24 protein-coding genes are annotated in these 25,135 nt (G+C 58.8%); 18 read left to right on the top strand and 6 right to left on the bottom strand.

Features of this window, described 5'->3' with window-relative positions:
- Nucleotides 1-484 precede the first annotated feature (484 nt).
- From mnmG to AB4N41_RS08795, 18 genes are all read left to right on the top strand, one after another.
- Nucleotides 485-2,383 (top strand): tRNA uridine-5-carboxymethylaminomethyl(34) synthesis enzyme MnmG, encoded by a 1,899-nt coding sequence (gene mnmG / locus AB4N41_RS08880; RefSeq protein ID WP_252877167.1) that lies wholly within the window; start codon nucleotides 485-487, stop codon nucleotides 2,381-2,383.
- Nucleotides 2,380-3,024 (top strand): 16S rRNA (guanine(527)-N(7))-methyltransferase RsmG, encoded by a 645-nt coding sequence (rsmG, locus tag AB4N41_RS08875; RefSeq protein ID WP_252877166.1) that lies wholly within the window; start codon nucleotides 2,380-2,382, stop codon nucleotides 3,022-3,024. Before mnmG ends, rsmG begins: the two co-directional genes overlap by 4 nt.
- A gap of 18 nt (nucleotides 3,025-3,042) precedes the next feature.
- Nucleotides 3,043-3,840 (top strand): ParA family protein, encoded by a 798-nt coding sequence (locus AB4N41_RS08870; protein ID WP_016772400.1) that lies wholly within the window; start codon nucleotides 3,043-3,045, stop codon nucleotides 3,838-3,840.
- 9 nt (nucleotides 3,841-3,849) lie between these two features.
- Entirely contained in the window at nucleotides 3,850-4,722 is an 873-nt protein-coding gene (locus AB4N41_RS08865; protein ID WP_007960777.1) for a ParB/RepB/Spo0J family partition protein, read from the top strand.
- A gap of 148 nt (nucleotides 4,723-4,870) precedes the next feature.
- On the top strand, nucleotides 4,871-5,278 hold the full coding sequence (locus AB4N41_RS08860; protein WP_016772401.1) for a F0F1 ATP synthase subunit I: 408 nt from the start codon (nucleotides 4,871-4,873) through the stop codon (nucleotides 5,276-5,278).
- A gap of 16 nt (nucleotides 5,279-5,294) precedes the next feature.
- Nucleotides 5,295-6,164, top strand: coding sequence for a F0F1 ATP synthase subunit A (gene atpB, locus AB4N41_RS08855; protein ID WP_016772402.1), 870 nt, complete (start codon nucleotides 5,295-5,297; stop codon nucleotides 6,162-6,164).
- Between the two features lie 133 nt (nucleotides 6,165-6,297).
- Complete coding sequence (gene atpE / locus AB4N41_RS08850) at nucleotides 6,298-6,555, top strand: F0F1 ATP synthase subunit C (protein WP_003097235.1); 258 nt, start codon at nucleotides 6,298-6,300, stop codon at nucleotides 6,553-6,555.
- A 58-nt stretch (nucleotides 6,556-6,613) separates the two neighbouring features.
- Entirely contained in the window at nucleotides 6,614-7,084 is a 471-nt protein-coding gene (locus tag AB4N41_RS08845) for a F0F1 ATP synthase subunit B (protein WP_016772403.1), read from the top strand.
- 12 nt (nucleotides 7,085-7,096) lie between these two features.
- On the top strand, nucleotides 7,097-7,633 hold the full coding sequence (locus AB4N41_RS08840; RefSeq protein WP_016772404.1) for a F0F1 ATP synthase subunit delta: 537 nt from the start codon (nucleotides 7,097-7,099) through the stop codon (nucleotides 7,631-7,633).
- A gap of 21 nt (nucleotides 7,634-7,654) precedes the next feature.
- Nucleotides 7,655-9,199, top strand: coding sequence for a F0F1 ATP synthase subunit alpha (atpA, locus tag AB4N41_RS08835; protein ID WP_016772405.1), 1,545 nt, complete (start codon nucleotides 7,655-7,657; stop codon nucleotides 9,197-9,199).
- A 50-nt stretch (nucleotides 9,200-9,249) separates the two neighbouring features.
- A complete protein-coding gene (atpG, locus tag AB4N41_RS08830; protein WP_007911960.1) occupies nucleotides 9,250-10,110 on the top strand; it encodes a F0F1 ATP synthase subunit gamma in 861 nt (286 codons plus the stop codon).
- A gap of 27 nt (nucleotides 10,111-10,137) precedes the next feature.
- Nucleotides 10,138-11,517, top strand: a complete 1,380-nt coding sequence (atpD, locus tag AB4N41_RS08825) for a F0F1 ATP synthase subunit beta (RefSeq protein WP_016772406.1) — start codon at nucleotides 10,138-10,140, stop codon at nucleotides 11,515-11,517.
- A gap of 45 nt (nucleotides 11,518-11,562) precedes the next feature.
- Nucleotides 11,563-11,988, top strand: coding sequence for a F0F1 ATP synthase subunit epsilon (locus AB4N41_RS08820; RefSeq protein ID WP_016772407.1), 426 nt, complete (start codon nucleotides 11,563-11,565; stop codon nucleotides 11,986-11,988).
- Between the two features lie 116 nt (nucleotides 11,989-12,104).
- Nucleotides 12,105-13,472, top strand: coding sequence for a bifunctional UDP-N-acetylglucosamine diphosphorylase/glucosamine-1-phosphate N-acetyltransferase GlmU (gene glmU, locus AB4N41_RS08815; protein WP_056791096.1), 1,368 nt, complete (start codon nucleotides 12,105-12,107; stop codon nucleotides 13,470-13,472).
- A gap of 204 nt (nucleotides 13,473-13,676) precedes the next feature.
- Entirely contained in the window at nucleotides 13,677-14,453 is a 777-nt protein-coding gene (locus tag AB4N41_RS08810) for a DeoR/GlpR family DNA-binding transcription regulator (protein ID WP_016772409.1), read from the top strand.
- 2 nt (nucleotides 14,454-14,455) lie between these two features.
- On the top strand, nucleotides 14,456-16,288 hold the full coding sequence (gene glmS / locus AB4N41_RS08805) for a glutamine--fructose-6-phosphate transaminase (isomerizing) (protein ID WP_095181170.1): 1,833 nt from the start codon (nucleotides 14,456-14,458) through the stop codon (nucleotides 16,286-16,288).
- Nucleotides 16,289-16,364: 76 nt separating this feature from the next.
- A complete protein-coding gene (locus AB4N41_RS08800) occupies nucleotides 16,365-17,291 on the top strand; it encodes a LysR family transcriptional regulator (protein WP_056791087.1) in 927 nt (308 codons plus the stop codon).
- A 104-nt stretch (nucleotides 17,292-17,395) separates the two neighbouring features.
- Nucleotides 17,396-18,022 (top strand): glutathione S-transferase family protein, encoded by a 627-nt coding sequence (locus AB4N41_RS08795; protein WP_110644604.1) that lies wholly within the window; start codon nucleotides 17,396-17,398, stop codon nucleotides 18,020-18,022.
- 7 nt (nucleotides 18,023-18,029) lie between these two features.
- Here the strand turns inward: AB4N41_RS08795 and AB4N41_RS08790 are convergent, their stop codons facing one another.
- The 6 genes from AB4N41_RS08790 to AB4N41_RS08765 are packed head-to-tail and all read right to left on the bottom strand — an operon-like array spanning nucleotide 18,030 to nucleotide 25,132.
- Nucleotides 18,030-19,160 carry a glycosyltransferase family 4 protein gene (locus AB4N41_RS08790; protein WP_280036297.1) on the bottom strand — a complete coding sequence of 377 codons (1,131 nt, stop codon included), beginning with the start codon at nucleotides 19,158-19,160 and terminating at the stop codon, nucleotides 18,030-18,032.
- A complete protein-coding gene (locus AB4N41_RS08785) occupies nucleotides 19,161-20,291 on the bottom strand; it encodes a glycosyltransferase family 4 protein (RefSeq protein ID WP_073470831.1) in 1,131 nt (376 codons plus the stop codon).
- Complete coding sequence (locus AB4N41_RS08780) at nucleotides 20,275-21,642, bottom strand: glycosyltransferase family 4 protein (RefSeq protein ID WP_460138383.1); 1,368 nt, start codon at nucleotides 21,640-21,642, stop codon at nucleotides 20,275-20,277. The genes AB4N41_RS08785 and AB4N41_RS08780 overlap by 17 nt, the downstream gene beginning before the upstream one ends.
- The gene (locus AB4N41_RS08775) at nucleotides 21,639-22,892 is read right to left on the bottom strand and encodes an ABC transporter ATP-binding protein (RefSeq protein WP_460138382.1); all 1,254 of its coding nucleotides are present in this window, start codon (nucleotides 22,890-22,892) and stop codon (nucleotides 21,639-21,641) included. The genes AB4N41_RS08780 and AB4N41_RS08775 overlap by 4 nt, the downstream gene beginning before the upstream one ends.
- Complete coding sequence (locus AB4N41_RS08770; protein ID WP_252868512.1) at nucleotides 22,892-23,689, bottom strand: ABC transporter permease; 798 nt, start codon at nucleotides 23,687-23,689, stop codon at nucleotides 22,892-22,894. The genes AB4N41_RS08775 and AB4N41_RS08770 overlap by 1 nt, the downstream gene beginning before the upstream one ends.
- Nucleotides 23,690-25,132 carry a mannose-1-phosphate guanylyltransferase/mannose-6-phosphate isomerase gene (locus AB4N41_RS08765; RefSeq protein WP_095181176.1) on the bottom strand — a complete coding sequence of 481 codons (1,443 nt, stop codon included), beginning with the start codon at nucleotides 25,130-25,132 and terminating at the stop codon, nucleotides 23,690-23,692. It abuts the gene before it with no gap.
- Nucleotides 25,133-25,135 lie beyond the last annotated feature (3 nt).

Below are 25,135 nucleotides of genomic sequence, written 5' to 3'. Positions count from 1 at the left end.
GCTTGCCGAGCGTCACTAATCCCTAGCTGACGCTTTTTTTGCGTCCGGAAAAAGACATGTTGGCGATTTTCTGTGGACTAAGCCCTGTGAATAACTGCTCCTGAGGTCAGTTGATAGAGGGGGTTGAAAACTGGATATAACCCGCTCTGTGGATAACCATCCCTTTCATCCACAGGCTTACACCGGTTATCCAAGGGCCTCATTGCCACATGAGCACAGAGTTTTGAACCTCTGTACACACTGTAAAACATGGCCTGTAGCGATCTATCCACAGAAATGGTGCTCAGTAAGAATAAACATAAAAACAAAGGTTTTATAAATTTCTCTCTTTTTTATTTTTTTAACCTCGAGTTCTCCACAGCTGGTTAAATTTTGTGCAAAGGGTTCTTTAGAAAGGGCGAAGTCCCTATACTTGCCGACCAGGTCCAGAAACCTGGTTTCAATATTTCCTGAATGACCTACTTAAGCAGGCACGAGGTGCGTGGTGGATTTCCCTTCCCGTTTTGAAGTGATCGTCATCGGCGGCGGTCATGCCGGTACCGAGGCAGCACTGGCTTCAGCACGCATGGGGGCAAAAACCCTGTTGCTGACGCATAACGTGGAAACCCTCGGCGCCATGAGTTGCAACCCGGCCATCGGTGGCATCGGCAAAAGCCATCTGGTCAAGGAAATCGATGCCCTCGGCGGCGCGATGGCCATGGCTACCGACAAGGGCGGCATCCAGTTTCGTGTGTTGAACAGCCGCAAAGGCCCGGCAGTACGGGCGACCCGTGCGCAAGCCGACCGAATTCTCTATAAGGCCGCTGTCCGCGAAATCCTCGAAAACCAGCCAAACCTGTGGATATTTCAACAGGCTGCTGACGACCTGATCGTCGAGCAGGAGCAAGTCCGTGGTGTCGTCACACAGATGGGTCTGCGTTTCTTCGCCGATTCCGTGGTGTTGACCACCGGTACATTCCTCGGTGGACTTATCCACATTGGTTTGCAGAATTTCTCTGGCGGTCGCGCCGGTGATCCACCGTCGATTGCTCTGGCCCACCGTCTGCGTGAGTTGCCATTGCGTGTCGGGCGCCTGAAGACCGGTACACCGCCGCGTATTGATGGCAAATCTGTGGATTTCTCGGTGATGACCGAGCAGCCGGGTGACACTCCGATCCCGGTGATGTCGTTCATGGGCAGCAAGGAGCAGCATCCGCGCCAGGTCAGTTGCTGGATCACCCATACCAATGCGCGTACCCACGAAATCATCGCGGCGAATCTTGATCGTTCGCCGATGTATTCCGCTGCCGGTGAAATCGAAGGTGTCGGCCCGCGTTATTGCCCGTCGATCGAAGACAAGATTCATCGCTTTGCCGACAAGGAAAGCCATCAGGTGTTCATCGAACCGGAAGGTCTGACCACCCATGAGCTGTATCCGAACGGGATATCCACAAGCCTGCCGTTCGACGTGCAATTGCAGATCGTGCAGTCGATCCGCGGTATGGAAAACGCGCACATCGTGCGTCCGGGTTATGCGATCGAGTACGACTACTTCGATCCGCGCGACCTCAAGTACAGCCTGGAAACCAAAGTCATCGGCGGTCTGTTCTTCGCCGGGCAGATCAACGGCACCACCGGTTACGAAGAAGCCGGCGCTCAAGGTCTGCTCGCCGGCGCCAACGCTGCGCTGCGGGCCAAGGGCAAAGAAGCCTGGTGTCCGCGCCGCGATGAAGCGTACATCGGCGTTCTGGTCGACGACCTGATCACCCTCGGTACCCAAGAGCCGTACCGCATGTTCACCTCTCGCGCCGAGTACCGCCTGATTCTGCGCGAAGACAACGCCGACCTGCGTCTGACCGAAAAAGGGCGCGAGCTCGGTCTGGTCGATGACGCGCGCTGGGCGGCCTTCTGCAAGAAACGCGAAAGCATCGAGCTTGAAGAACAGCGTCTGAAAAGCACTTGGGTACGGCCAAATACTCCGCAGGGCGATGCTATTGCTGACAAGTTCGGCACGCCGCTGACTCACGAGTACAACCTGCTCAACCTGTTGAGCCGTCCGGAAATCGACTATGCCGGTCTGGTCGAAGTGACCGGGCAGGGCGCCGAAGATCCACAAGTCGCCGAGCAGGTCGAGATCAAGACCAAATACGCCGGTTACATCGACCGCCAACAGGACGAAATCGCCCGTCTGCGCGCCAGCGAAGACACGAAATTGCCTGTGGATATCGATTACACCAACATCTCCGGTCTGTCCAAGGAGATCCAGAGCAAGCTCGGCGCCACACGTCCCGAAACGCTGGGCCAGGCTTCGCGGATCCCGGGCGTAACCCCGGCGGCGATTTCGCTGTTGATGATTCATTTGAAAAAACGCGGCGCGGGCCGTCAGTTGGAGCAAAGCGCTTGAGTGCCAAGGTCACTTCGCAACACGCCGAAGAGTTATCCACAGGAGCCCGCGAGCTCAGTGTCAGTCTCACAGAAACCCAGCACGAATTGCTGCTGGGTTACCTGGCCCTGTTGATCAAATGGAACCAGGCCTACAACCTGACCGCCGTGCGCGATCCGGACGAAATGGTTTCGCGGCACTTGCTCGATAGTCTCAGCGTGATGTCGTTTATCGAAAACGGTCGCTGGCTCGATGTCGGCAGTGGCGGTGGCATGCCTGGTATTCCGCTGGCGATCCTGTATCCGGACTCGCAGGTGACCTGTCTGGACAGCAATGGCAAGAAAACCCGCTTCCTGACTCAGGTCAAACTGGAGCTGAAGCTGGATAACCTGCAAGTTATCCACAGTCGCGTCGAAGCCTTCCAGCCTGCGCAGCCATTCAACGGCATCATTTCCCGGGCCTTCAGCAGCATGGAAAACTTCACCAACTGGACTCGCCACTTGGGCGATGCCGATACACGCTGGCTGGCAATGAAGGGCGTTCATCCGGCCGATGAGCTGGTAGCATTGCCGGCAGATTTCAAACTCGATAGCGAACACGCCCTGGCCGTCCCCGGTTGCCAAGGCCAACGCCATCTGCTGATACTGCGCCGCACGGCATGATTGGGAACACAAGCAAGAATGGCTAAGGTATTCGCGATAGCGAACCAGAAGGGTGGTGTGGGCAAGACCACCACCTGCATCAACCTCGCAGCATCCCTGGTCGCGACCAAGCGCCGGGTGCTGTTGATCGATCTCGATCCACAGGGCAACGCCACCATGGGTAGCGGTGTGGATAAACATGGTCTGGAAAACTCGGTCTACGATCTGCTGATCGGTGAATGCGACCTGGGTCAGGCCATGCACTTCTCCGAGCACGGCGGTTATCAATTGCTGCCGGCCAACCGCGATCTGACCGCGGCCGAAGTGGTGCTGCTGGAAATGCAGATGAAGGAAAGCCGTCTGCGCAGCGCACTGGCGCCGATCCGTGACAACTACGATTACATTTTGATCGACTGCCCACCGTCGCTGTCGATGCTCACACTCAACGCACTGGTCGCCGCTGACGGGGTGATTATCCCCATGCAGTGCGAATACTTTGCGCTGGAAGGTTTGAGCGACCTTGTGGATAACATCAAGCGCATCGCCGAGCTGCTCAACCCGAACCTGAAAGTCGAAGGCCTGCTGCGGACCATGTACGACCCGCGCTTGAGCCTGATGAACGATGTTTCGGCGCAGCTCAAGGAGCACTTCGGCGATCAGCTGTACGACACGGTGATCCCGCGCAACATTCGCTTGGCCGAAGCACCGAGCTACGGCATGCCGGCGCTGGCTTACGACAAGCAATCGCGTGGTGCCCTGGCCTATCTGGCTCTGGCAGGCGAGATGGTTCGTCGTCAGCGCAAAAATTCACGCATTGCTGCTGCTCAGCCAACTTAAGGAATCCCCATGGCCGTCAAGAAACGAGGTCTCGGACGTGGACTGGATGCACTGCTGAGTGGTCCGACGGTCAGCGCGCTGGAAGAACAAGCCGCGCAGGCTGACACCCGCGAACTGCAACACCTGCCGCTGGACCTGCTGCAGCGTGGCAAATATCAGCCGCGCCGTGACATGGACCCGCAGGCCCTGGAAGAGCTGGCGCAGTCGATCAAGGCCCAAGGTGTGATGCAGCCGATCGTGGTGCGCCCGATTGGCGGCGGTCGCTTCGAGATCATTGCCGGTGAACGCCGCTGGCGCGCCAGTCAGCAGGCCGGGCAGGAAACCATCCCGGCGATGGTTCGCGATGTGCCGGATGAAACCGCCATTGCGATTGCGCTGATCGAGAACATCCAGCGCGAAGATCTCAATCCGATCGAAGAAGCCGTCGCCTTACAGCGCTTGCAGCAGGAATTCCAGCTGACTCAGCAGCAGGTTGCCGAGGCTGTGGGTAAGTCGCGGGTGACTGTGGCTAACCTGTTGCGACTTATTGCACTGCCTGAAGTGATCAAGACAATGCTGTCGCACGGTGACCTGGAAATGGGTCACGCGCGTGCCTTGCTCGGTCTGCCGGACAATCAGCAGGTCGAAGGGGCGCGACATGTTGTCGCACGAGGACTGACTGTGCGCCAAACCGAGGCACTGGTTCGCCAGTGGTTGAGTGGCAAACCGGAGCCTGTGGAAGCTGCAAAACCCGACCCGGATATCGCCCGTCTCGAGCAGCGTTTGGCCGAGCGCCTAGGCTCTGCGGTGCAGATTCGCCATGGCAAGAAGGGCAAAGGCCAATTGGTGATTGGTTATAACTCGCTCGACGAGCTTCAAGGTGTGCTCGCACACATCCGCTGAAACATTTCCTCATGTAGCGCGCAGTCGGAAATCACTACCTGACAGTTGAATAGGGGCAGAACCGCCCCTATACTCTGCGCGCATTTTGTCGGCACAAATTATGCCAAGTTATTGAATTTCGGCAGCCGACCATTGGAGAGCAACTGTGATGGAAACCCGCACGCCAAACCGCTTGCCTTTCCATCGCCTGGCGGTTTTTCCGGTGTTGATGGCTCAATTTGTCATTCTGCTCATTGCCGCTTTGGCGCTCTGGCAATGGCATGGAGTCGTTGCCGGATACTCGGGACTTTGCGGAGGCCTGATAGCCTTGCTGCCCAATGTTTATTTCGCTCACAGGGCATTTCGGTTTTCCGGCGCCCGAGCAGCCCAGTCCATCGTCCGGTCTTTTTATGCCGGCGAGGCAGGCAAACTTATTTTGACGGCAGTGCTGTTTGCACTGGTGTTCGCAGGTGTGAAGCCACTGGCGCCGATCGCAGTATTCGGCGTGTTCGTGCTGACGCAGTCGGTCAGCTGGTTCGCTCCCCTGCTGATGAGAACAAGACTTTCGAGACCTTAGGGCGTTTGAGGCAACCATGGCAGAGACAACCGCTTCGGGCTATATCCAGCACCACTTGCAGAACCTGACTTTCGGTCAGCTACCCAACGGCGGCTGGGGCTTTGCCCACACCGCAGCAGAAGCCAAGGAAATGGGCTTCTGGGCTTTCCACGTCGATACCCTCGGCTGGTCGGTCGCGCTGGGTCTGATCTTCGTTCTTCTTTTCCGCATGGCGGCAAAGAAAGCGACTTCGGGTCAGCCGGGTGCCTTGCAGAACTTCGTTGAAGTATTGGTCGAATTCGTCGATGGCAGCGTGAAAGACAGCTTCCATGGCCGTAGCCCGGTGATTGCACCGCTGGCACTGACCATCTTCGTCTGGGTGTTCCTGATGAACGCCGTCGACCTGGTACCGGTCGACTGGATTCCTCAGCTGGCCATCCTGATCTCCGGCGATGCCCACATCCCGTTCCGCGCCGTGTCGACTACCGACCCGAACGCGACTCTGGGCATGGCGTTCTCGGTGTTCGCACTGATCATTTTCTACAGCATCAAGGTCAAGGGCATCGGTGGCTTCATCGGCGAACTGACCCTGCACCCGTTCGGCAGCAAGAACATCTTCGTTCAGGCCCTGCTGATCCCGGTGAACTTCCTGCTGGAATTCGTCACCCTGATCGCCAAGCCGATCTCTCTGGCTCTGCGTCTGTTCGGCAACATGTATGCCGGCGAGCTGGTGTTCATTCTGATCGCTGTGATGTTCGGCAGCGGCCTGCTCTGGCTCAGCGGCCTGGGCGTTGTTCTGCAGTGGGCGTGGGCTGTATTCCACATCCTGATCATCACCCTGCAGGCGTTCATCTTCATGATGCTGACCATCGTCTACCTGTCGATGGCGCACGAAGAAAACCATTAAGACCAGTCTCGACTAGTCTGATGTTCCTCCCGGTCAAACGGGAGGGAGCTCCTTGCGGGGCAGCTGAAACGATTTGTTTTACCGCTTTAATCTAAAAAACCTAAACCATACGACGTAAAAGTCGGGAGGAAAGATGGAAACTGTAGTTGGTCTAACCGCTATCGCTGTTGCACTGTTGATCGGCCTGGGCGCACTGGGTACCGCAATTGGTTTCGGCCTGCTGGGCGGCAAGTTCCTGGAAGGCGCAGCGCGTCAGCCAGAAATGGTTCCAATGCTGCAAGTGAAAATGTTCATCGTTGCCGGTCTGCTCGACGCCGTAACCATGATCGGTGTTGGTATCGCTCTGTTCTTCACCTTTGCGAACCCGTTCGTTGGTCAGATCGCTGGCTGATTACTCGGATCTTCCGGGTAATTTGGTGTGATGGACAACGTAACTGCGAGGTGTTGGCGTGAACATTAATGCGACCCTGATTGGCCAGTCCGTTGCGTTCCTGATTTTTGTACTGTTCTGCATGAAGTATGTATGGCCTCCGGTCATCGCTGCTCTGCACGAACGTCAAAAGAAGATCGCTGATGGTCTGGACGCTGCCAGCCGTGCAGCTCGCGACCTGGAGTTGGCCCAAGAGAAAGCGGGTCAGCAACTGCGCGAAGCGAAAGCTCAGGCAGCTGAAATCATCGAGCAAGCCAAGAAACGCGGTAACCAGATCGTCGAAGAGGCTGTTGAAAAAGCCCGTATCGACGCTGACCGTGTGAAGGTTCAGGCTCAAGCCGAGATCGAACAGGAACTGAACAGCGTCAAAGACAAGCTGCGTGCCCAAGTGGGCTTGCTGGCTGTTGGCGGCGCCGAGAAGATCCTGGGTGCCACAATCGATCAAAACGCGCACGCAGAGCTGGTTAACCAACTGGCTGCTGAAATCTAAGCGAGGGCGATCATGGCAGAACTGACCACGTTGGCCCGACCTTACGCTAAGGCGGCCTTCGAGCACGCTCAGGCCCACCAGCAACTGGCCAATTGGTCAGCCATGCTCGGCCTGGCAGCAGCGGTGTCGCAAGACGACACCCTGCAGCGCGTGCTCAAGGCCCCGCGACTGACGAGCGCAGAAAAGGCCGCCACGTTCATTGACGTGTGCGGCGACAAGTTTGATGAAAAGGCACGCAATTTCATCAACGTCGTTGCCGAGAACGACCGTCTCCTGCTTCTGCCGGAGATCGCCGCTCTGTTCGACCTGTACAAGGCCGAACAAGAGAAATCGGTAGACGTTGAAGTAACCAGTGCATTTGCATTGAACCAAGAACAGCAAGACAAACTCGCCAAGGTTCTCAGTGCACGACTCAACCGGGAAGTGCGCCTGCAAGTTGCGGAGGACGCTGCCTTGATTGGTGGTGTCGTGATCCGCGCCGGCGACCTGGTTATCGATGGCTCGATTCGCGGCAAAATCGCGAAACTTGCCGAAGCATTGAAATCTTGAGTTTGAAGGGGCAGCAGAGCAATGCAGCAACTCAATCCTTCCGAAATAAGTGAAATTATCAAGGGCCGCATCGACAAGCTCGATGTGACCTCCCAAGCCCGTAACGAAGGCACTGTCGTCAGCGTATCTGACGGCATCGTGCGGATTCACGGTCTGGCCGACGTCATGTACGGCGAGATGATCGAGTTTCCGGGCGGCGTCTACGGTATGGCCCTCAACCTGGAGCAGGACTCCGTAGGTGCCGTGGTATTGGGCTCCTACCAGTCGCTGGCTGAAGGCATGAGCGCCAAGTGCACCGGCCGCATCCTCGAAGTTCCTGTTGGTAAGGAATTGCTGGGCCGCGTAGTCGATGCTCTGGGTAACCCTGTTGACGGCAAAGGTCCACTGGGCAACACCGAGACCGACGCGGTCGAGAAAGTTGCTCCAGGCGTGATCTGGCGTAAGTCGGTAGACCAGCCTGTACAGACTGGCTACAAGGCTGTCGATGCCATGATCCCTGTCGGCCGTGGCCAGCGTGAGCTGATCATCGGTGACCGTCAGATCGGTAAAACCGCTCTGGCGATCGACGCGATCATCAACCAGAAAGACAGCGGCATTTTCTGCGTCTACGTAGCCATCGGTCAGAAGCAATCGACCATCGCCAACGTGGTTCGCAAGCTGGAAGAAAACGGCGCCCTGGCCAACACGATCATCGTGGCTGCCAGTGCTTCGGAATCTCCTGCGCTGCAATTCCTGGCACCGTACTCCGGTTGCACCATGGGTGAATTCTTCCGCGACCGCGGTGAAGACGCGCTGATCGTTTATGACGATCTGTCCAAGCAGGCAGTGGCTTACCGCCAGATTTCCCTGCTGCTGCGCCGTCCACCAGGCCGTGAAGCTTACCCAGGCGACGTGTTCTATCTCCACTCCCGTCTGCTGGAGCGCGCATCCCGCGTTTCGGAAGAATACGTAGAGAAGTTCACCAACGGCGCAGTGACCGGCAAAACCGGTTCCCTGACCGCACTGCCGATCATCGAAACCCAGGCTGGCGACGTTTCCGCGTTCGTTCCGACCAACGTGATTTCCATCACCGACGGTCAGATCTTCCTGGAATCGGCCATGTTCAACTCGGGCATCCGCCCTGCAGTGAACGCCGGTGTTTCGGTATCCCGTGTGGGTGGTGCCGCTCAGACCAAGATCATCAAGAAGCTCTCCGGTGGCATCCGTACCGCTCTGGCTCAGTACCGTGAACTGGCGGCATTCGCCCAGTTCGCTTCTGACCTGGACGAAGCGACCCGCAAGCAACTTGAGCATGGTCAGCGCGTTACCGAGCTGATGAAGCAGAAGCAATACGCACCAATGTCGATCGCTGACATGGCGCTGTCGCTGTATGCCGCTGAGCGTGGGTTCCTGACTGACATTGAAATCGCCAAGGTCGGCAGCTTCGAACAAGCGCTGATTGCTTTCTTCAACCGCGATCACGCCGATTTGATGGCCAAGATCAACGTTAAAGGTGACTTCAATGACGAAATCGATGCTGGCATGAAAGCCGGTATCGAGAAGTTCAAGGCCACCCAAACCTGGTAAGCCGCAGCGGGAGCCGCGAGGCTCCCGCTTGCTAACCTGATAGGTGTTACATGGCAGGCGCAAAAGAGATTCGCAGTAAGATTGCGAGCATCAAAAGCACGCAAAAGATTACCAGCGCCATGGAAAAAGTGGCGGTCAGCAAAATGCGCAAGGCACAAATGCGCATGGCTGCTAGCCGTCCTTATGCGGAGCGTATCCGCCAGGTAATTGGGCATCTGGCCAACGCCAACCCGGAATACCGCCACCCGTTCATGATCGACCGCGAAATCAAGCGCGTCGGTTATGTCGTCGTGAGCAGTGACCGTGGTCTGTGCGGCGGCTTGAACACCAACCTGTTCAAGGCCCTGGTCAAGGACATGGCGGTAAACCGCGAAAACGGCGTCGAGATTGATCTGTGTGTAGTCGGTAGCAAGGGTGCGGCCTTTTTCCGCAACTTCGGCGGTAACGTCGTTGCAGCTATCAGCCACCTGGGTGAAGAGCCGTCGATCAATGATCTGATCGGCAGCGTCAAGGTGATGCTGGATGCCTACCTGGACGGCCGTATCGACCGCCTGTCCGTGGTGTCCAACAAGTTCATCAACACCATGACACAACAGCCTACCGTGGAGCAGTTGATTCCACTGGTGGCAACCCCGGATCAGGATCTCAAGCACCACTGGGACTATCTCTACGAACCGGACGCCAAAGAGCTGCTTGACGGCTTGATGGTCCGTTACGTCGAGTCGCAGGTCTACCAGGCGGTGGTCGAGAACAACGCGGCTGAACAGGCTGCGCGGATGATCGCGATGAAGAACGCTACCGACAACGCCGGTGATTTGATCAGCGATTTGCAGCTGATCTACAACAAGGCGCGTCAGGCTGCGATCACCCAAGAGATCTCGGAAATCGTCGGCGGCGCTGCCGCGGTTTAACGGTTCAAATATTCAGAGGATCCAGCTATGAGTAGCGGACGTATCGTTCAAATCATCGGCGCCGTTATCGACGTGGAATTTCCACGCGACAGCGTACCGAGCATCTACAACGCGCTGACTGTACAAAGCGCGGCCGCAACCACCCTGGAAGTTCAGCAGCAGCTGGGCGACGGCGTGGTGCGTACCATTGCGATGGGTTCCACCGAGGGCTTGAAGCGCGGTCTGGAAGTCACCGACTCTGGCGCAGCCATCTCCGTACCGGTCGGTAAAGCGACCCTGGGCCGGATCATGGACGTCCTCGGTAACCCGATCGACGAAGCTGGCCCGATCGACACCGAAGAGCGCTGGGGCATTCACCGCGCAGCACCTTCGTTCGCCGAGCAAGCAGGCGGCAACGACCTGCTGGAAACCGGCATCAAGGTTATCGACCTGGTCTGCCCGTTCGCCAAGGGCGGTAAAGTCGGTCTGTTCGGTGGTGCCGGTGTAGGCAAAACCGTAAACATGATGGAACTGATCCGTAACATCGCCATCGAGCACAGCGGTTATTCCGTGTTCGCCGGTGTGGGTGAGCGTACTCGTGAGGGTAACGACTTCTACCACGAGATGAAGGACTCCAACGTTCTGGACAAAGTGGCACTGGTTTACGGTCAGATGAACGAGCCGCCGGGAAACCGTCTGCGCGTAGCTCTGACTGGCCTGACCATGGCCGAGAAGTTCCGTGACGAAGGTAACGACGTTCTGCTGTTCGTCGACAACATCTATCGTTACACCCTGGCCGGTACTGAAGTATCCGCACTGCTGGGCCGTATGCCTTCGGCAGTAGGTTACCAGCCGACCCTGGCTGAAGAGATGGGCGTTCTGCAGGAACGTATCACTTCGACCAAGGAAGGTTCGATCACCTCGATCCAGGCGGTATACGTACCTGCGGACGACTTGACCGACCCGTCGCCAGCGACCACCTTCGCCCACTTGGACGCCACCGTCGTTCTGTCTCGTGACATCGCTTCCCTGGGTATCTACCCGGCGGTAGATCCACTGGATTCGACTTCGCGCCAGCTGGACCCGAACGTGATCGGTCAGGACCACTACGACACCGCTCGCGGCGTTCAGTATGTTCTGCAGCGTTACAAAGAGCTGAAAGACATCATCGCGATCCTGGGTATGGACGAGCTGTCGGAAGCCGACAAACAGTTGGTTAACCGTGCTCGTAAGATCCAGCGCTTCTTGTCGCAGCCGTTCTTCGTGGCTGAAGTCTTCACCGGTGCTTCGGGTAAATACGTTTCCCTGAAAGACACCATTGCTGGCTTCAAAGGCATCCTCAACGGTGACTACGACCACCTGCCAGAACAAGCGTTCTACATGGTTGGCGGCATCGAAGAAGCGATCGAGAAAGCCAAGAAACTGTAATCCCGGCGCCCGGCAACGGGCGCTAATTTAGGTTGAGGCAATCAGATGGCTATGACAGTCCATTGCGATATCGTCAGCGCGGAAGGGGAAATCTTTTCCGGCCTGGTCGAGATGGTGATTGCGCACGGTGCACTGGGTGATCTTGGTATCGCTCTGGGTCACGCGCCGCTGATCACTAATCTCAAGCCGGGTCCGATCCGCCTGATCAAGCAAGGCGGGGAAGCCGAGGTGTTCTACATCTCCGGTGGTTTCCTCGAGGTTCAGCCGAACATGGTCAAGGTACTTGCCGATACCGTGCAACGTGCCGCCGACCTGGATGAAGCTCAGGCTCAGGCAGCTCTCAAGGCTGCCGAGAATGCCCTGAACGAAAAAGGCGCGGACTTCGATTACGGCGCCGCTGCCACTCGTCTGGCCGAGGCTGCAGCCCAGCTGCGCACCGTCCAGCAGATCCGCAAGAAGTTTGGCGGTTAATCCGTCATCCGCTTGTTGTGCGATTGATAAAAAAGGGTAGCCTCGGCTACCCTTTTTTCTTTTCCGAATTTCAAACCCGGTCGCAGTTGCTGACCACCCAGGATTGGTAGCCAGTCATGTCTCTCGAAATCGTTATCCTCGCGGCCGGTCAAGGCACGCGCATGCGCTCGGCGCTGCCCAAGGTGCTGCACCCGATTGCCGGCAATTCCATGCTCGGCCATGTTATCCACAGCGCTCGGCAACTTGATCCACAACGCATTCACGTGGTGATCGGTCACGGTGCCGATGTGGTGCGTGAGCGGCTGGCAGCTGATGACCTGAATTTCGTGTTGCAGGACAAGCAACTGGGCACTGGCCATGCCACCGCCCAGGCGGTGCCGTTCATTGATGCCGACACCGTGCTGATTCTTTACGGTGATGTGCCGCTGATCGAAGTCGAAACCCTGCAACGTCTGCTCAAGCATGTCGTGCCGGGCCAGATGGGTTTGCTCACTGTCGAGCTGGATGACCCGACCGGTTACGGCCGCATCGTGCGTGATGCTGACGGCAAGGTCGCGGCAATCGTCGAGCACAAAGACGCCAGCGAAGCGCAACGTGCGATCACCGAAGGCAACACCGGCATCCTCGCTGTGCCGGCCAATCGCCTGGCGGACTGGATGAGTCGCCTGTCGAACAACAACGCGCAGGGCGAGTACTACCTCACCGACGTGATCGAAATGGCGGTCAGCGATGGTTTGGTCGTCGCCACCGAACAACCGCACGACCCGATGGAAGTGCAGGGCGCCAACGATCGCAAGCAGCTTTCTGAACTGGAGCGTCATTATCAGTTGCGCGCCGGCCGCCGCCTGATGGCTGAGGGCGTGACCCTGCGTGACCCGGCCCGCTTCGACGTACGCGGCGAAGTCAGCGTCGGTCGCGATGTGCTGATCGACATCAACGTGATCCTCGAAGGCAAGGTGATCATTGAAGACGACGTACAGATCGGCCCGAACTGCGTGATCAAGGACAGCACCCTGCGCAAAGGCGTGGTGATCAAGGCCAACAGTCATATAGAAGGCGCCATTCTCGGTGAAGGCAGTGACGCTGGTCCGTTCGCGCGGTTACGCCCGGGCACTGTGCTCGAAGCGCGCGCCCACGTGGGTAACTTCGTTGAGCTGAAAAATGCACACATGGGCGAGGGTGCCAAGGCTGGCCATCTGACCTATCTGGGCGATGCCGAAATCGGCGCACGAACCAACATCGGCGCCGGCACCATCACTTGCAACTACGATGGCGCCAACAAGTGGAAAACCGTGCTGGGTGCTGATGTGTTCATCGGTTCCAACAACTCGCTGGTCGCCCCTGTGGATATCTCCAACGGTGCAACTACTGCGGCCGGATCGACTATCACGCAAAATGTGGATAATGCTCAGCTGGCGGTTGGCCGAGCCCGTCAGAAGAACATTGACGGCTGGAAGCGGCCGGAAAAAATCAAAAAATCCTGATTTATCCACAACTCCTGTGGGAGCGAGACTGCTCGCGAATGCGGTTTTCCGGTCACGTCTTCAGTGGCTGAGACTCCTTTCGCGAGCGGGCTCGCTCCCACAGTCATTTCAATCTTTCTGAATTTTTCTCCTCGCGTCTTGACGGCAACCTTTCGATAGAGTTTCATTGCTTGCGTTATCTTTCGAATCGAAACTTAAGCCGCCATGTCCAAGCGCAATACTCCTCAACGTCGCCATAACATCCTCGCCTTGCTCAATGAGCAGGGCGAAGTCAGTGTCGACGAGCTGGCCAAGCGTTTCGAAACTTCGGAAGTTACGATTCGCAAGGATCTCGCCGCGCTGGAAACCCATGGTCTATTGCTGCGTCGTTACGGCGGTGCGATCACCATGCCGCAAGAGCTGGTCGCAGAAACGGCGCAGAGTATTTCCAAATACAAACAGGCGATCGCTCGCGCGGCGGTAAAACGCATCCGCGAGCACGCGCGCATCATCATCGACAGCGGCAGCACCACCGCCGCGATGATTCCCGAGCTGGGCCAGCAACCGGGTCTGGTGGTGATGACCAACTCGCTGCATGTCGCCAATGCCTTGAGCGAACTGGAACACGAGCCGGTGCTGCTGATGACCGGCGGCACTTGGGATCCACACTCGGAATCCTTTCAGGGCCAGGTCGCCGAGCAGGTACTACGCTCTTACGACTTCGACCAACTGTTCATCGGCGCCGACGGTATCGATCTGGTGCGCGGCACCACAACCTTCAACGAGTTGCTCGGCCTCAGCCGGGTCATGGCCGACGTTGCGCGAGAAGTCATCGTCATGGTCGAGGCCGACAAGATCGGTCGCAAGATTCCCAACCTGGAGCTGCCCTGGAGCAGCATCCATACCCTCATTACCGATGATCGCCTGTCTGTCGAGGCACGCGATCAGCTTCAGGCCCGTGGGATCACGTTGATCTGTGCGGCTGTCAGTCAGGAGAAATAACCATGTGTGGCATTGTTGGCGCTGTAGCTGAACGTAATATCACCGCCATCCTTCTCGAAGGCCTGAAGCGCCTCGAATACCGCGGCTATGACAGCGCCGGCGTGGCGGTCTACACCAACGACGAAACCCTGGAACGCATGCGCCGTCCGGGCAAGGTCAGCGAACTGGAAACCGCGCTGGCCGAACAGCCGCTGGCCGGCCGTCTCGGTATCGCCCACACCCGTTGGGCTACCCATGGCGCGCCGTGCGAGCGCAATGCCCACCCGCATTTTTCCGGTGACATTGCGGTGGTGCACAACGGCATCATCGAGAACCACGAAGCCCTGCGCGAACAGCTGAAAGCGCTGGGCTATGCGTTCAGCTCGGACACCGACACCGAAGTCATCGCCCACCTGCTGACCCACAAGCTCAAGGAACAACCGGACCTGACTGCCGCGCTCAAAGCGACCGTCAAGGAGCTGCACGGTGCCTACGGTCTGGCAGTGATCAATGCACAGCAACCGGATCGTCTGGTCGCCGCGCGCAGTGGCAGTCCATTGGTGATCGGCCTGGGTCTGGGCGAGAACTTCCTCGCTTCCGACCAACTCGCTCTGCGTCAGGTCACTGACCGCTTCATGTACCTGGAAGAAGGCGATATCGCTGAAATCCGTCGCGACAGCGTGCAGATCTGGGACGTGAACGGCAACGCTGTCGAGCGCCAGACCGTGCAGTACACCGATGGCGCCGAAGCCGCCGACAAGGGTGAGTTCCGCCATTACATGCTCAAGGAAATCCACGAGCAGCCGGCCGTGGTCCAGCGCACCCTCGAAGGTCGCCTGGGCAACAATCAAGTGCTGGTTGAGGCCTTCGGTCCACAAGCTGCCGAGCTGTTTGCCAAAGTACGCAACGTGCAGATCGTCGCCTGCGGCACCAGCTATCACGCCGGCATGGTCGCGCGTTACTGGCTCGAAGAACTGGCCGGTATTCCGTGCCAGGTGGAAGTCGCCAGCGAATTCCGTTATCGCAAAGTGGTGGTGCAGCCGGACACGCTGTTCGTGACCATCTCGCAGTCCGGCGAAACCGCTGACACCCTCGCGGCCCTGCGCAATGCCAAGGAGCTGGGCTTCCTCGCCAGCCTGGCGATCTGCAACGTCGGCATCAGCTCGCTGGTGCGCGAATCCGATCTGACCCTGTTGACCCAGGCCGGCCGCGAAATCGGTGTGGCCTCGACCAAAGCCTTTACCACGCAACTGGTCGGCCTGTTGCTGCTGACCCTGTCGCTGGGACAGGTGCGCGGCACTCTGGCTAATGGCGTCGAAGCCACACTCGTCGAAGAACTGCGTCGCCTGCCGACCCGTCTCGGCGAAGCGCTGGCGATGGACAGCACCGTGGAAAAAATCGCCGAGCTGTTTGCCGAGAAAAACCACACCCTGTTCCTCGGCCGCGGCGCGCAATTCCCGGTAGCGATGGAAGGTGCCTTGAAGCTCAAGGAGATCTCCTACATCCACGCCGAAGCCTACCCGGCCGGCGAGCTCAAACACGGGCCGCTGGCACTTGTGGATAACGACATGCCAGTGGTGACCGTCGCGCCGAACAACGAACTGCTGGAGAAGCTCAAATCCAACCTGCAGGAAGTCCGCGCTCGCGGCGGCGAGTTGATCGTGTTCGCGGACGAAAAGGCTGCGATGACCAACGGCGAAGGCACTCACGTGGTGCAGATGCCGCACATCCACGACATTCTCTCGCCGATCCTTTATACGATCCCGCTGCAACTGCTGTCGTACTACGTCGCCGTGCTCAAGGGCACCGACGTCGATCAACCGCGCAACCTGGCGAAATCGGTCACCGTGGAATAAGTTATCCACCGTTGATCTAAGCTCTCCCACAATCGCAGCCTCGGCTGCGATTGTCGTATCCGCCCGGAGGAATTCGATGGACCGCTTTCAGGAAATGCAGATCTTCGTTGTTGTCGCCCAGGAGCAAGGCTTTTCGGCGGCTTCGCGGCGTCTGGGTCTGTCGGCGGCGAGTGTCACCCGGGCGGTGGCGGCGCTGGAGCAGCATATCGGTACGCAGTTGCTGGTGCGTACCACGCGCACTGTGCATCTGACTGAAGCCGGGCAACGTTACTGCGATGACTGCCGGCGGATTCTTGCCGAAGTGCAGGAGGCCGAGGATTCTGCGGCAGGCAGCCATGCCTTGCCGCGCGGGCAGTTGACGATTACTGCGCCGGTGCTGTTTGGCGATCTGTTCGTGACGCCAGTGATGGCCGATTACCTTTGTCGTTATCCGGATGTGTCGATCAACGCGCTGTTGCTGGACCGGGTCGTCAACATGGTCGAGGAGGGCATTGATGTCGCGGTACGCATCGGTGAGCTGCCGGACAGCAATCAGCATGCGATTCGCGTCGGGGAAGTGCGGCGGGTAATCTGTGCTTCGCCGGGGTTTCTGGCTGAACATGGCCGCCCGGAGCATCCGCAGGCCTTGGCCGGATTGCCGGTGGTGGCGACATCGGCGATCGGTCAGCAACGCAACTGGCCGTTTCTCGACGGCGGTGAAGCACTCAGTGTGCGCACCGAACCGCGCCTGACCGTCACGGCCAATCAGTCGGCGATCACCGCTGCGCGCAAAGGCCTGGGCCTGACGCGAGTGCTGTCGTATCAAGTGGCGGACAAAGTCGCGGCGGGGGAGCTGGAAATCGTCCTCGCCGAGTTTGAATTGCCACCGTTGCCGATCCATGTGGTGTATCAGGGCGGGCGCAAGGCACCGGCGCGGATCCGCAGTTTTGTCGACTTCGCCGTGAAGGCGCTACGTGAGCATCCAGCCTTGAGTGCTGCGGCGTTATTGCACGAGATGAAATAATCGATTGCAGCGGCTGGTTATTCTGTTGTTCCGGCAACCCATAGATGATGACTCCATCGGCGCGCTCATCCCCGTAGCGACGCCCCTTTCCAGCGGAGTCGACCATGCAAGCGATCAAACTCTACAACTTTCCCCGTTCCGGTCACGCCCACCGCGTCGAGTTGATGCTGTCGCTGCTGCAACTGCCGACCGAGCTGATCTTCGTCGATCTGGCCAAGGGTGAGCACAAGCAGCCGCAGTACCTGGCGATCAACAGCTTCGGCCAAGTGCCGGCGATTGATGACAATGGCGTGGTGTTAGCCGATTCCAATGCGATTCTGGTTTATCTGGCGCAGAAATATGGCAACGGACGCTGGCTACCGACCGATCCGGTGGGCGCAGCGCATGTGCAGCGCTGGTTGTCGGCAGCGGCGGGACCGATTGCCTTTGGCCCGGCGGCGGCACGCCTGATCACGGTGTTTGGTGCGCAACTGAATGCCGAAGAAGTCATTGGCCGTGCGCACAACCTGCTCAAGGTCATGGAACTGGAGTTGGGCAAAACTGCATATCTGGCGGGCGAAGAGCCGACCATCGCTGACGTGTCTGCCTACAGCTACATCGCACATGCGCCGGAGGGCAATGTCTCGCTGGATGACTACGCCAACGTTCGCGCCTGGCTGACACGGATCGAAGCCTTGCCGGGTTTTGTCGCTATGCCGCGCACGGTGGCCGGGTTGCAGAAAACCGCGTGACCTCCACTCAAGCGTAGGACAGAGCCTTTTCAGCCAGCAGTTCCTGATACAGCTCTGTCCACTTGCGACCCATCTCATCGGCGGTGAACAGCTGCCGATAGCGCGCTTCCGCTTTGACCCCCATCTCGGCAGCACGCTCAGGGTTTTCCCAAAGCGTACGCATGGCTTCACGAAAGGCCTGTGGATTGCTCGGTGGCACCACCAGCCCGGTTTCGTTGTGGATATTGATGAAACTGGTGCCGGTGCCAATTTCGCTGGAGATCATCGGTTTGCCGTACATCGCGCCTTCGAGCAACGAAATCCCGAAAGCCTCGGAGCGCAGGTGCGAAGGGAAGACAATCGCGTAGCTCAATTGCAGCAGCGCCACTTTATCCTCGTCACTCAGACGGCCGAGAAAGTGAATATTGCGCAGGCCCAGCGCGGCGGCCTGTGCATGCAGTTCCTGCTCCAGCGGACCGGCACCGACGATCACCACGGGATAATCGATATCTTTGAGCGCATCGAGCAGGATGTGCAGGCCCTTGTAATAACGCATCACCCCGACGAACAGAAAAAACTTATCCCCAAGCTGTTGGCGCCAGCGGTTCATGCGTTCGGTATCCGGCTGTGGATAACCTGCTTTGTTCAAGCCGTAGGGGATAACGCGGGTCTTGTCCTGAAACTGCTGCAGCACATCGCTGGTGTGCAGATAGTTCGGCGATGCAGCAACGATGCGGTCGGCGCTGGCGAGGAAGCGATTCATCAGTGGCCGATAGAGCTTGAGCAGATGCTTCTGGCGAATGATGTCCGAGTGATAGGTGACCACGCTCGGCTTGTTCACGGCGCTTGCGAAATGCACCAGGTCCATGAATGGCCACGGGAAGTGATAGTTGATCACGTCGGCTTCGGCGGCCAGCTCACGGAACTGCTTGAACACGCTCCAGGAAAAACCGGTCGAGGCGAACTGAATATCCAGCTTCGCCCGATGTACTTCGTGCTGGCCCAGTTGCACCACAGGCGGCGTCGGATTGGTGCTGAGGGTCAGCACTTGCCCATCGATGCCATGCTGGGCGCCGCTTTCGCACAACTGAAAGATGACTTGTTCGATGCCGCCGACCGAATCGGGCAGGTACGTCTTGAAGAAATGAAGAACGCGCATTCAACCTCCCATGGCCTGGCGATAGGCACCGGCCGTAGCCAGTGCACAACGTTGCCAGGAAAAAAGCCGCGCCTGCTGCAATCCTGCTTCGCGGCAGGCCTGCCAATGCTGCGAGTCGTCAAGCAGACGGCTCATTGCATCGCGCAGGCCCTCGGCATCGTCCGCTTCAATATAGTTGCCAGCCGCACCGGCCACTTCCGGCATCGCCGAAGAACGGGTGGTCACCACCGGCGTGCCACTGGCCATGGCTTCCAGCACCGGCAAGCCAAAGCCTTCATACAATGATGGAAATATCAGCGCCCGGGCGCCGGCCAACAGTTGGGCCAATTGCTCATCGGGCAGATAGCCGAGCAGGCACACGTGGCCGCTGGCCAATGCCTGGCGCAGTGGCTCGCTGAACTGCTCGCGCTGCCAACCGGCCATGCCCGCAATCAACAAGGGAAAGCGCTGGCGCACAGCGTCTGGCAGCAGGGCGTGGGCCTGCAACGCCAGACTCAGGTTCTTGCGTGGCTCGAGGGTGCCGACACAGAGGAAATATTCCCGTGCCTGGACGGCGTGAGCCTTGAGCACACTGTCGATTTCCTCAAGTGGCCGAGGACGGAAGCGTTCGGCCACACCCAACGGCGCCACCACGAATCGCTGTGCAGGGAGATTGAAGTAGGCCTGCGCCTCGTCAGCGATCGCCTGCGAATCGGTCAGAATGACCCGCGCCTGCTCCACGCCGGCGGCCAGACGACGTTCGATTTCCCTCAAACGTGCTGGTGGCTGGGTTTCTGGAAAATGCAGGTGCGTCAGATCATGCAGGGTGATCACGGTCGGGCCGTCGAAGGCCAGGGGCCACAGGCTCGGCTCGTGATAAAGATCGAGCCCTTGTGCACGCCCCTGATCAAAACGTTTCTGCTCCAGCCAGCGGCGTGCCTGATAAGCCCCGGGAATTTGCCGCAGCAATGGCGTCATGCGCGAGTAGCCGGGCATGGCTGCGGCCGGCAGGGCCGAACTCCAGCCCCATCCGTGAAACAGGCTTACGTCCACATCGGGTTCGCTGTGCAAGGCGTTGACCAGTTCGGCGACGTAGTGGCCAATGCCGGTGCGCGGTGCTTGCAGGATGCGGGCGTTAAGAGCAATGCGCATGCGGCCTCGCTTGCACGCGCGGGGCCTGCTGAACATGGGCAAGGCTGCGTGTCGCCAACTGCTCACTGGCCTCGCGCCAGCCGATCCAGCGCCAGCCAGCGACGTCGCGGGCGGCGGGAAACTGTCCGCTGCGCTGATAGGTTTCGATCAGATCGGCAAGGCTTTGTGGATCCAGCAGATCGAAATACGCCATGAACTCGCCACCGATTTCGCGGAATACCGCGATGTCGCTACCCATCGCTGGCAAACCGCGCTGCATGGCTTCCACCAGCGGCAGGCCGAAGCCTTCGACGAACGAGGGGAAGACCAGCGCACTGGCGTGCGCGTATGCATATTCAAGGCTGGTGTCGCTCAGGTCATTGAACATGAACAGGCGCCGATTCAGTTCCGGATGATTGCGGATTCGCTCAAGCAGCGCCTCGCATTTCCAGCCGATACGCCCGGCGATGCACAAGCGTGCGGTCGAGCCGGCAGCCCAGGCGCGTTCGAAGGCGTCGAGCAGGTACCCATGGTTCTTGCGCGGCTCGATGGTGCTGACCATCAGAAAAACCGCTTCGGTCGCAGTGAACAGGTCACTCAGGCGCGGTTCGACCGTGGCTTGGCTGTGCTGCAGATCGAGCTCGGACCCCAGATAAAAGTAATCGAACCAGCGCTTTTCAGTCTGCTCGGCACCGATTCTGCGTTGCAATTCACCACGCACCTGATCACGCACTGTGGCGGAAATCGCCATGTAGCCATCGGCCGTGCGGGTGATCCAGGCGAACCACTCATTGAAAACTTCGACCAGCCGCGTGTCGTAAAACTGCGGATGCGTCAGCGGAATAAGGTCGTAGATCACCGCGATCATGCCGACGCCGTCGCGTTTGAGCTGCTCGACATGGGCGAAAAAGTCCGAGTGCCAGGATGAATCCAGCAGCACCAGTTGATCGCCCGGGTGGTGTTGAAGCGGCGAGCAACGTTTAAGCAGCTGCCTGCGATTGATCCGTCTGACGAGCCGAATCGGCAGGCCGAGCACGGCAAACTGGGTCAACCGATAGCTGGCGTAAAGGAGCCGCCGCGCCAGTTTCGAAGTGCATAGCGCATCGCGGCGCTGATGCCACTGCCAGAAACGATGGGCGAGGCGCTCCAGGCGTTCACCGAAGGTTTCGAGGCTGTTCCAGAACGGTGTATCGAGTGGCGCCAGTTGCAGCACGCGGTAGAGCTGGCGATTGATCACCACCACCGGCATGCACTCAACGCCGTCAGCGCTGGCGGGCAGCTGCTTGATGACGTTGCGCACCACGCGCTGGATCCCCGAATTGATCTTGGGGTGTTTGAATACGTGAGTGCATTCAACCAAGAGGCGGGTCATGGCGCACGCTCGACAGGCCGGGCCTCGGTGTCGCGGCTGATGGTGGTTTTAGCGTCCAGCCAGGTACAGCCGACGAAGTCTTCCCGACGGCTGTTGATCACCTGGAACACCATCCCGTAGTCACGCCACTCGAAATTGCGATCCAGATGTGAGTCCAGACGCGACAGGCTCAGCGACACCGAATAGTTGCCTTTGCCCAGGCCCATGATGAAGGCGAAGCGATAGGTGAAGCGTTCACCGGCGCGCAGATCGGTCAATGCCTTGTTCAGCCGGTGGGTGTTGATACCGTACATCATCTGGCCGAGGCGATCCTTGAGAATGAAGCCCAGCACCAGCCGTTCGATGTCCTTGCGCACTTCGACCTGCACTTCGAGCACCACCGGTTGGCCGACTTCGACAGCCTCAATGCTGCGCTGGTTTTCATCGAGCAGGCGTACGCTCAGAATCGCCGCCTCGCCGGTGCCGGAGACCGTTTGCACCTCGCCGCCGGCGAGCGTTTCCTGGCGTACTACCTGACCCTCACGTTCGGCCATCAGCGCATTGTAATAATCGAGAACCGGCTCCGGTTTGCCGCGCATGGCCACGCGCCCATCCTTGAGCAGGATCGCCGAGTCGCAAATCGACTGAATCGCGAAGCGATCATGGGACACGATCAATAACGTCGTGCCGGATTTGCGAAAGCTGCGGATGCGTTCGAAGCTCTTGTGCTGGAAATAGGCATCGCCCACCGACAGCGCTTCGTCGACGATCAGGATGTCCGGGCGCCGGGCGGTGGCGACACTGAACGCCAGGCGCATCTGCATGCCACTGGAATAAGTGCGGACCGGGTGGTCGATCGCATCGCCAATTTCAGCGAAGTGCTCGATATCGGGCATCAGCGCTTCGATTTCCTCGAGCTGCATGCCCAGTAACTGACCCGCCATGATTGCGTTCTGCCGACCGGTAAAGTCTGGGTGGAAACCCATGCCCAGCTCCAGCAGCGCTGCGACGCGCCCTTGCAATTCAATCTTGCCTTGGGTGGGTTGAGTGGTGCCGGTGATCATTTTCAGCAAGGTGCTTTTGCCTGCTCCGTTGGCGCCGACGATACCCACCGCTTCACCCGGAGCAATCTCGAATTCGACATCTTGCAGTACCCAGTGCTGTTGATGCCGAAGCGGCGAAAACGGAATCAGCCACTCGGCCAGCCGTGCCCAGCGGTTTGGGTATTGCTTATAGGCCTTGCCCAGGCCGGTGACGCGAATATGTCCCATCAGAGTTCATCCACCATTTCGCCGACGCGCTGGCGAAACAGCCGCAGACCGATCAGACAGAACACCACGCCAGTAATGAAAACCGGCAGCAGCGAACTCCATACCGGCCACTGACCGTAGAGAAACAGGTTCTGATAACTGCTGAACAGGTTGGTCAGCGGGTTGAGTTGCAGCAGGCGCTGCACCCATTCCGGCAGGATCGTGACCGGGTAGACGATCGGTGTCAGCCAGAACCAGAACTGCAGGCAGATGCCGAACAACTGGCCGACATCGCGAAAGAACACGTTCAACACCCCTAGGACCATGCCCAGCCCGGCGCAGAACACCATTTGCAGAGCAATCAGCGGAATCAGCGCCAGCAAAGCCATTCCCGGCCAGCGCCCGGTGATCAGCAGAAAACCGAGAAACAGACTGATGATGATGGCGAAATTGATCCCGGCATTGATCAATACAATCACCGGCAGGCAGATCCTCGGGAAGCTGATTTTCTTCAGCAGGTTGGCGTTTTCCAGAAACATGTTCTGACTGCGCAGGGTTATTTCGGAAAACAGTCCCCAGGCCAGCAGACCAGCGCACAGGTAGACGCTGTAGGCCATGCTGTCGTCCACACCCGGTAAACGTGCGCGCATGATCTGGGAAAAGATCACCGTGTAGACAATGATCATCGACAGCGGATTGAAAATCGGCCATAGCGCGCCGAACAGCGAATTGCGATAACGCGCTTGAAACTCGCGCTGCACGCTGCCGAGGATGAATCCACGGTAGCTGTGCAGCGAGCGGTACAGGGAAAGCAGCATTCAGACCGTCCTGCCATATTGATCTTCGAAGCGAACGATATCGTCCTCGCCCAGATATTCGCCGCTTTGCACTTCAATGATGACCAGATCGATCACCCCGGGGTTCTCCAGGCGATGCTTGTGGCCGGCGGCGATGAACGTTGATTCATTCTTGGCGACCAGGGTCGTGCCGGAACCGTTGTTGGTGACCTTGGCCATGCCTTCGACCACCACCCAGTGCTCGTTGCGGTGATGGTGCATCTGCAACGACAACTTGCCACCGGGTTTGACCACGATGCGCTTGATCTTGAAGCGCGGGCCTTCCTCCAGAACGGTGTAGGTGCCCCACGGACGGCTGACCGTACGATGCAGGCGATAGGCTTCGTGGGACTTGTCCTTGAGTTGCTTCGCCACGCGGCGTACATCCTGCGCACGGTCGGCATGGGCCACCAGCACCGCGTCGGCGGTGTCGACAATGATCAGGTTATCCACACCGACGGTTGCCACCAGCCGGCCTTCGCTCTGCACGAAGTTGTTGTGGCTGTCGATGAAGATCGCTTCGCCGCTGGCGCGGTTGTTGTCGGCATCGGCGGGAATCAGCGCGGCGACCGCGCTCCACGAACCGATGTCGCTCCAGTCGAAACCGGCAGGCACCACCACGACTTTTTCCGAGCGCTCCATCAGCGCGTAATCGATGGAGATGTCGGTGATTTCGGCAAACAGGGTCGACGACAACTCCTGTTGCAGGCAGCCGACCGTTTCGACCGGTGCGCTGACGGCCATGCAGGCGCGGGTCTGTTCCAGCAACTCGGGTGCGTGCAGTTGCAGTTCGGCAATGAGCGTCGCGGTGGTGAAGCAGAACATCCCCGAATTCCACAGGAAGTTGCCGCTCTCCAGGTAATGCGTGGCGGTCTGCAGGTCGGGTTTCTCGACGAAGCGCTGCACCTTGGCCGCGCCTCTGGCGTCCAGCGGCGCACCGGTTTCGATATAGCCGAAGCCGGTTTCCGGCGCGGTAGGGACCACGCCGAAGGTCACCAGATAACCGTCCTTCGCCAGATTCACTGCGTGCTCGACCGCACACTTCAAGGCGTCCTGATTGACGATCAAATGATCCGCCGGCATCACCACCATGATTGCGTCGTCACCATGCAGCGCCTGCAATGACAGTGCTGCCGCTGCGATCGCCGGTGCGGTATTGCGCCCGCTCGGCTCCAGCAGAAAGTGCCCGCGATGGCGCGACACCTGAGCCGCGCAATAGTGATCCTTGCTCTGGAAGTAATACTCGCGGTTGGTCACCGTGACGATGTCGCCCCAGCCGTCCAGCAACGCCGCCGCTCGCTGGTAGGTCTTGCCCAACAGCGACTGGCCGTCGGGCAGGGTCATGAACGGCTTGGGGTGGCCCTCACGGGACACCGGCCACAAACGGGTGCCGGCACCGCCGGACAGAATCACCGGAATCAGCATGGC

This window comes from Pseudomonas sp. S2_A10 (assembly GCF_054668465.1).
Note: the sequence above shows the minus strand (reverse complement) of the source record. Positions and strands in the feature narration are given on the sequence as shown.

Bases quoted from the DNA above. Each gene is read 5' to 3' on its own strand.
- atpB (WP_016772402.1), top strand. From the start codon at position 5,295: ATGGCAGAGACAACCGCTTCGGGCTATATCCAGCACCACTTGCAGAAC.
- AB4N41_RS08775 (WP_460138382.1), bottom strand. From the start codon at position 22,892: ATGGGACATATTCGCGTCACCGGCCTGGGCAAGGCCTATAAGCAATAC.
- AB4N41_RS08865 (WP_007960777.1), top strand. From the start codon at position 3,850: ATGGCCGTCAAGAAACGAGGTCTCGGACGTGGACTGGATGCACTGCTG.
- AB4N41_RS08765 (WP_095181176.1), bottom strand. From the start codon at position 25,132: ATGCTGATTCCGGTGATTCTGTCCGGCGGTGCCGGCACCCGTTTGTGG.
- AB4N41_RS08840 (WP_016772404.1), top strand. From the start codon at position 7,097: ATGGCAGAACTGACCACGTTGGCCCGACCTTACGCTAAGGCGGCCTTC.
- atpE (WP_003097235.1), top strand. From the start codon at position 6,298: ATGGAAACTGTAGTTGGTCTAACCGCTATCGCTGTTGCACTGTTGATC.
- AB4N41_RS08785 (WP_073470831.1), bottom strand. From the start codon at position 20,291: ATGCGCATTGCTCTTAACGCCCGCATCCTGCAAGCACCGCGCACCGGC.
- AB4N41_RS08795 (WP_110644604.1), top strand. From the start codon at position 17,396: ATGCAAGCGATCAAACTCTACAACTTTCCCCGTTCCGGTCACGCCCAC.
- AB4N41_RS08860 (WP_016772401.1), top strand. From the start codon at position 4,871: ATGGAAACCCGCACGCCAAACCGCTTGCCTTTCCATCGCCTGGCGGTT.
- AB4N41_RS08780 (WP_460138383.1), bottom strand. From the start codon at position 21,642: ATGACCCGCCTCTTGGTTGAATGCACTCACGTATTCAAACACCCCAAG.
- AB4N41_RS08770 (WP_252868512.1), bottom strand. From the start codon at position 23,689: ATGCTGCTTTCCCTGTACCGCTCGCTGCACAGCTACCGTGGATTCATC.
- AB4N41_RS08790 (WP_280036297.1), bottom strand. From the start codon at position 19,160: ATGCGCGTTCTTCATTTCTTCAAGACGTACCTGCCCGATTCGGTCGGC.
- atpG (WP_007911960.1), top strand. From the start codon at position 9,250: ATGGCAGGCGCAAAAGAGATTCGCAGTAAGATTGCGAGCATCAAAAGC.
- AB4N41_RS08870 (WP_016772400.1), top strand. From the start codon at position 3,043: ATGGCTAAGGTATTCGCGATAGCGAACCAGAAGGGTGGTGTGGGCAAG.
- AB4N41_RS08810 (WP_016772409.1), top strand. From the start codon at position 13,677: ATGTCCAAGCGCAATACTCCTCAACGTCGCCATAACATCCTCGCCTTG.
- atpA (WP_016772405.1), top strand. From the start codon at position 7,655: ATGCAGCAACTCAATCCTTCCGAAATAAGTGAAATTATCAAGGGCCGC.
- glmS (WP_095181170.1), top strand. From the start codon at position 14,456: ATGTGTGGCATTGTTGGCGCTGTAGCTGAACGTAATATCACCGCCATC.
- atpD (WP_016772406.1), top strand. From the start codon at position 10,138: ATGAGTAGCGGACGTATCGTTCAAATCATCGGCGCCGTTATCGACGTG.
- glmU (WP_056791096.1), top strand. From the start codon at position 12,105: ATGTCTCTCGAAATCGTTATCCTCGCGGCCGGTCAAGGCACGCGCATG.
- AB4N41_RS08820 (WP_016772407.1), top strand. From the start codon at position 11,563: ATGGCTATGACAGTCCATTGCGATATCGTCAGCGCGGAAGGGGAAATC.
- AB4N41_RS08800 (WP_056791087.1), top strand. From the start codon at position 16,365: ATGGACCGCTTTCAGGAAATGCAGATCTTCGTTGTTGTCGCCCAGGAG.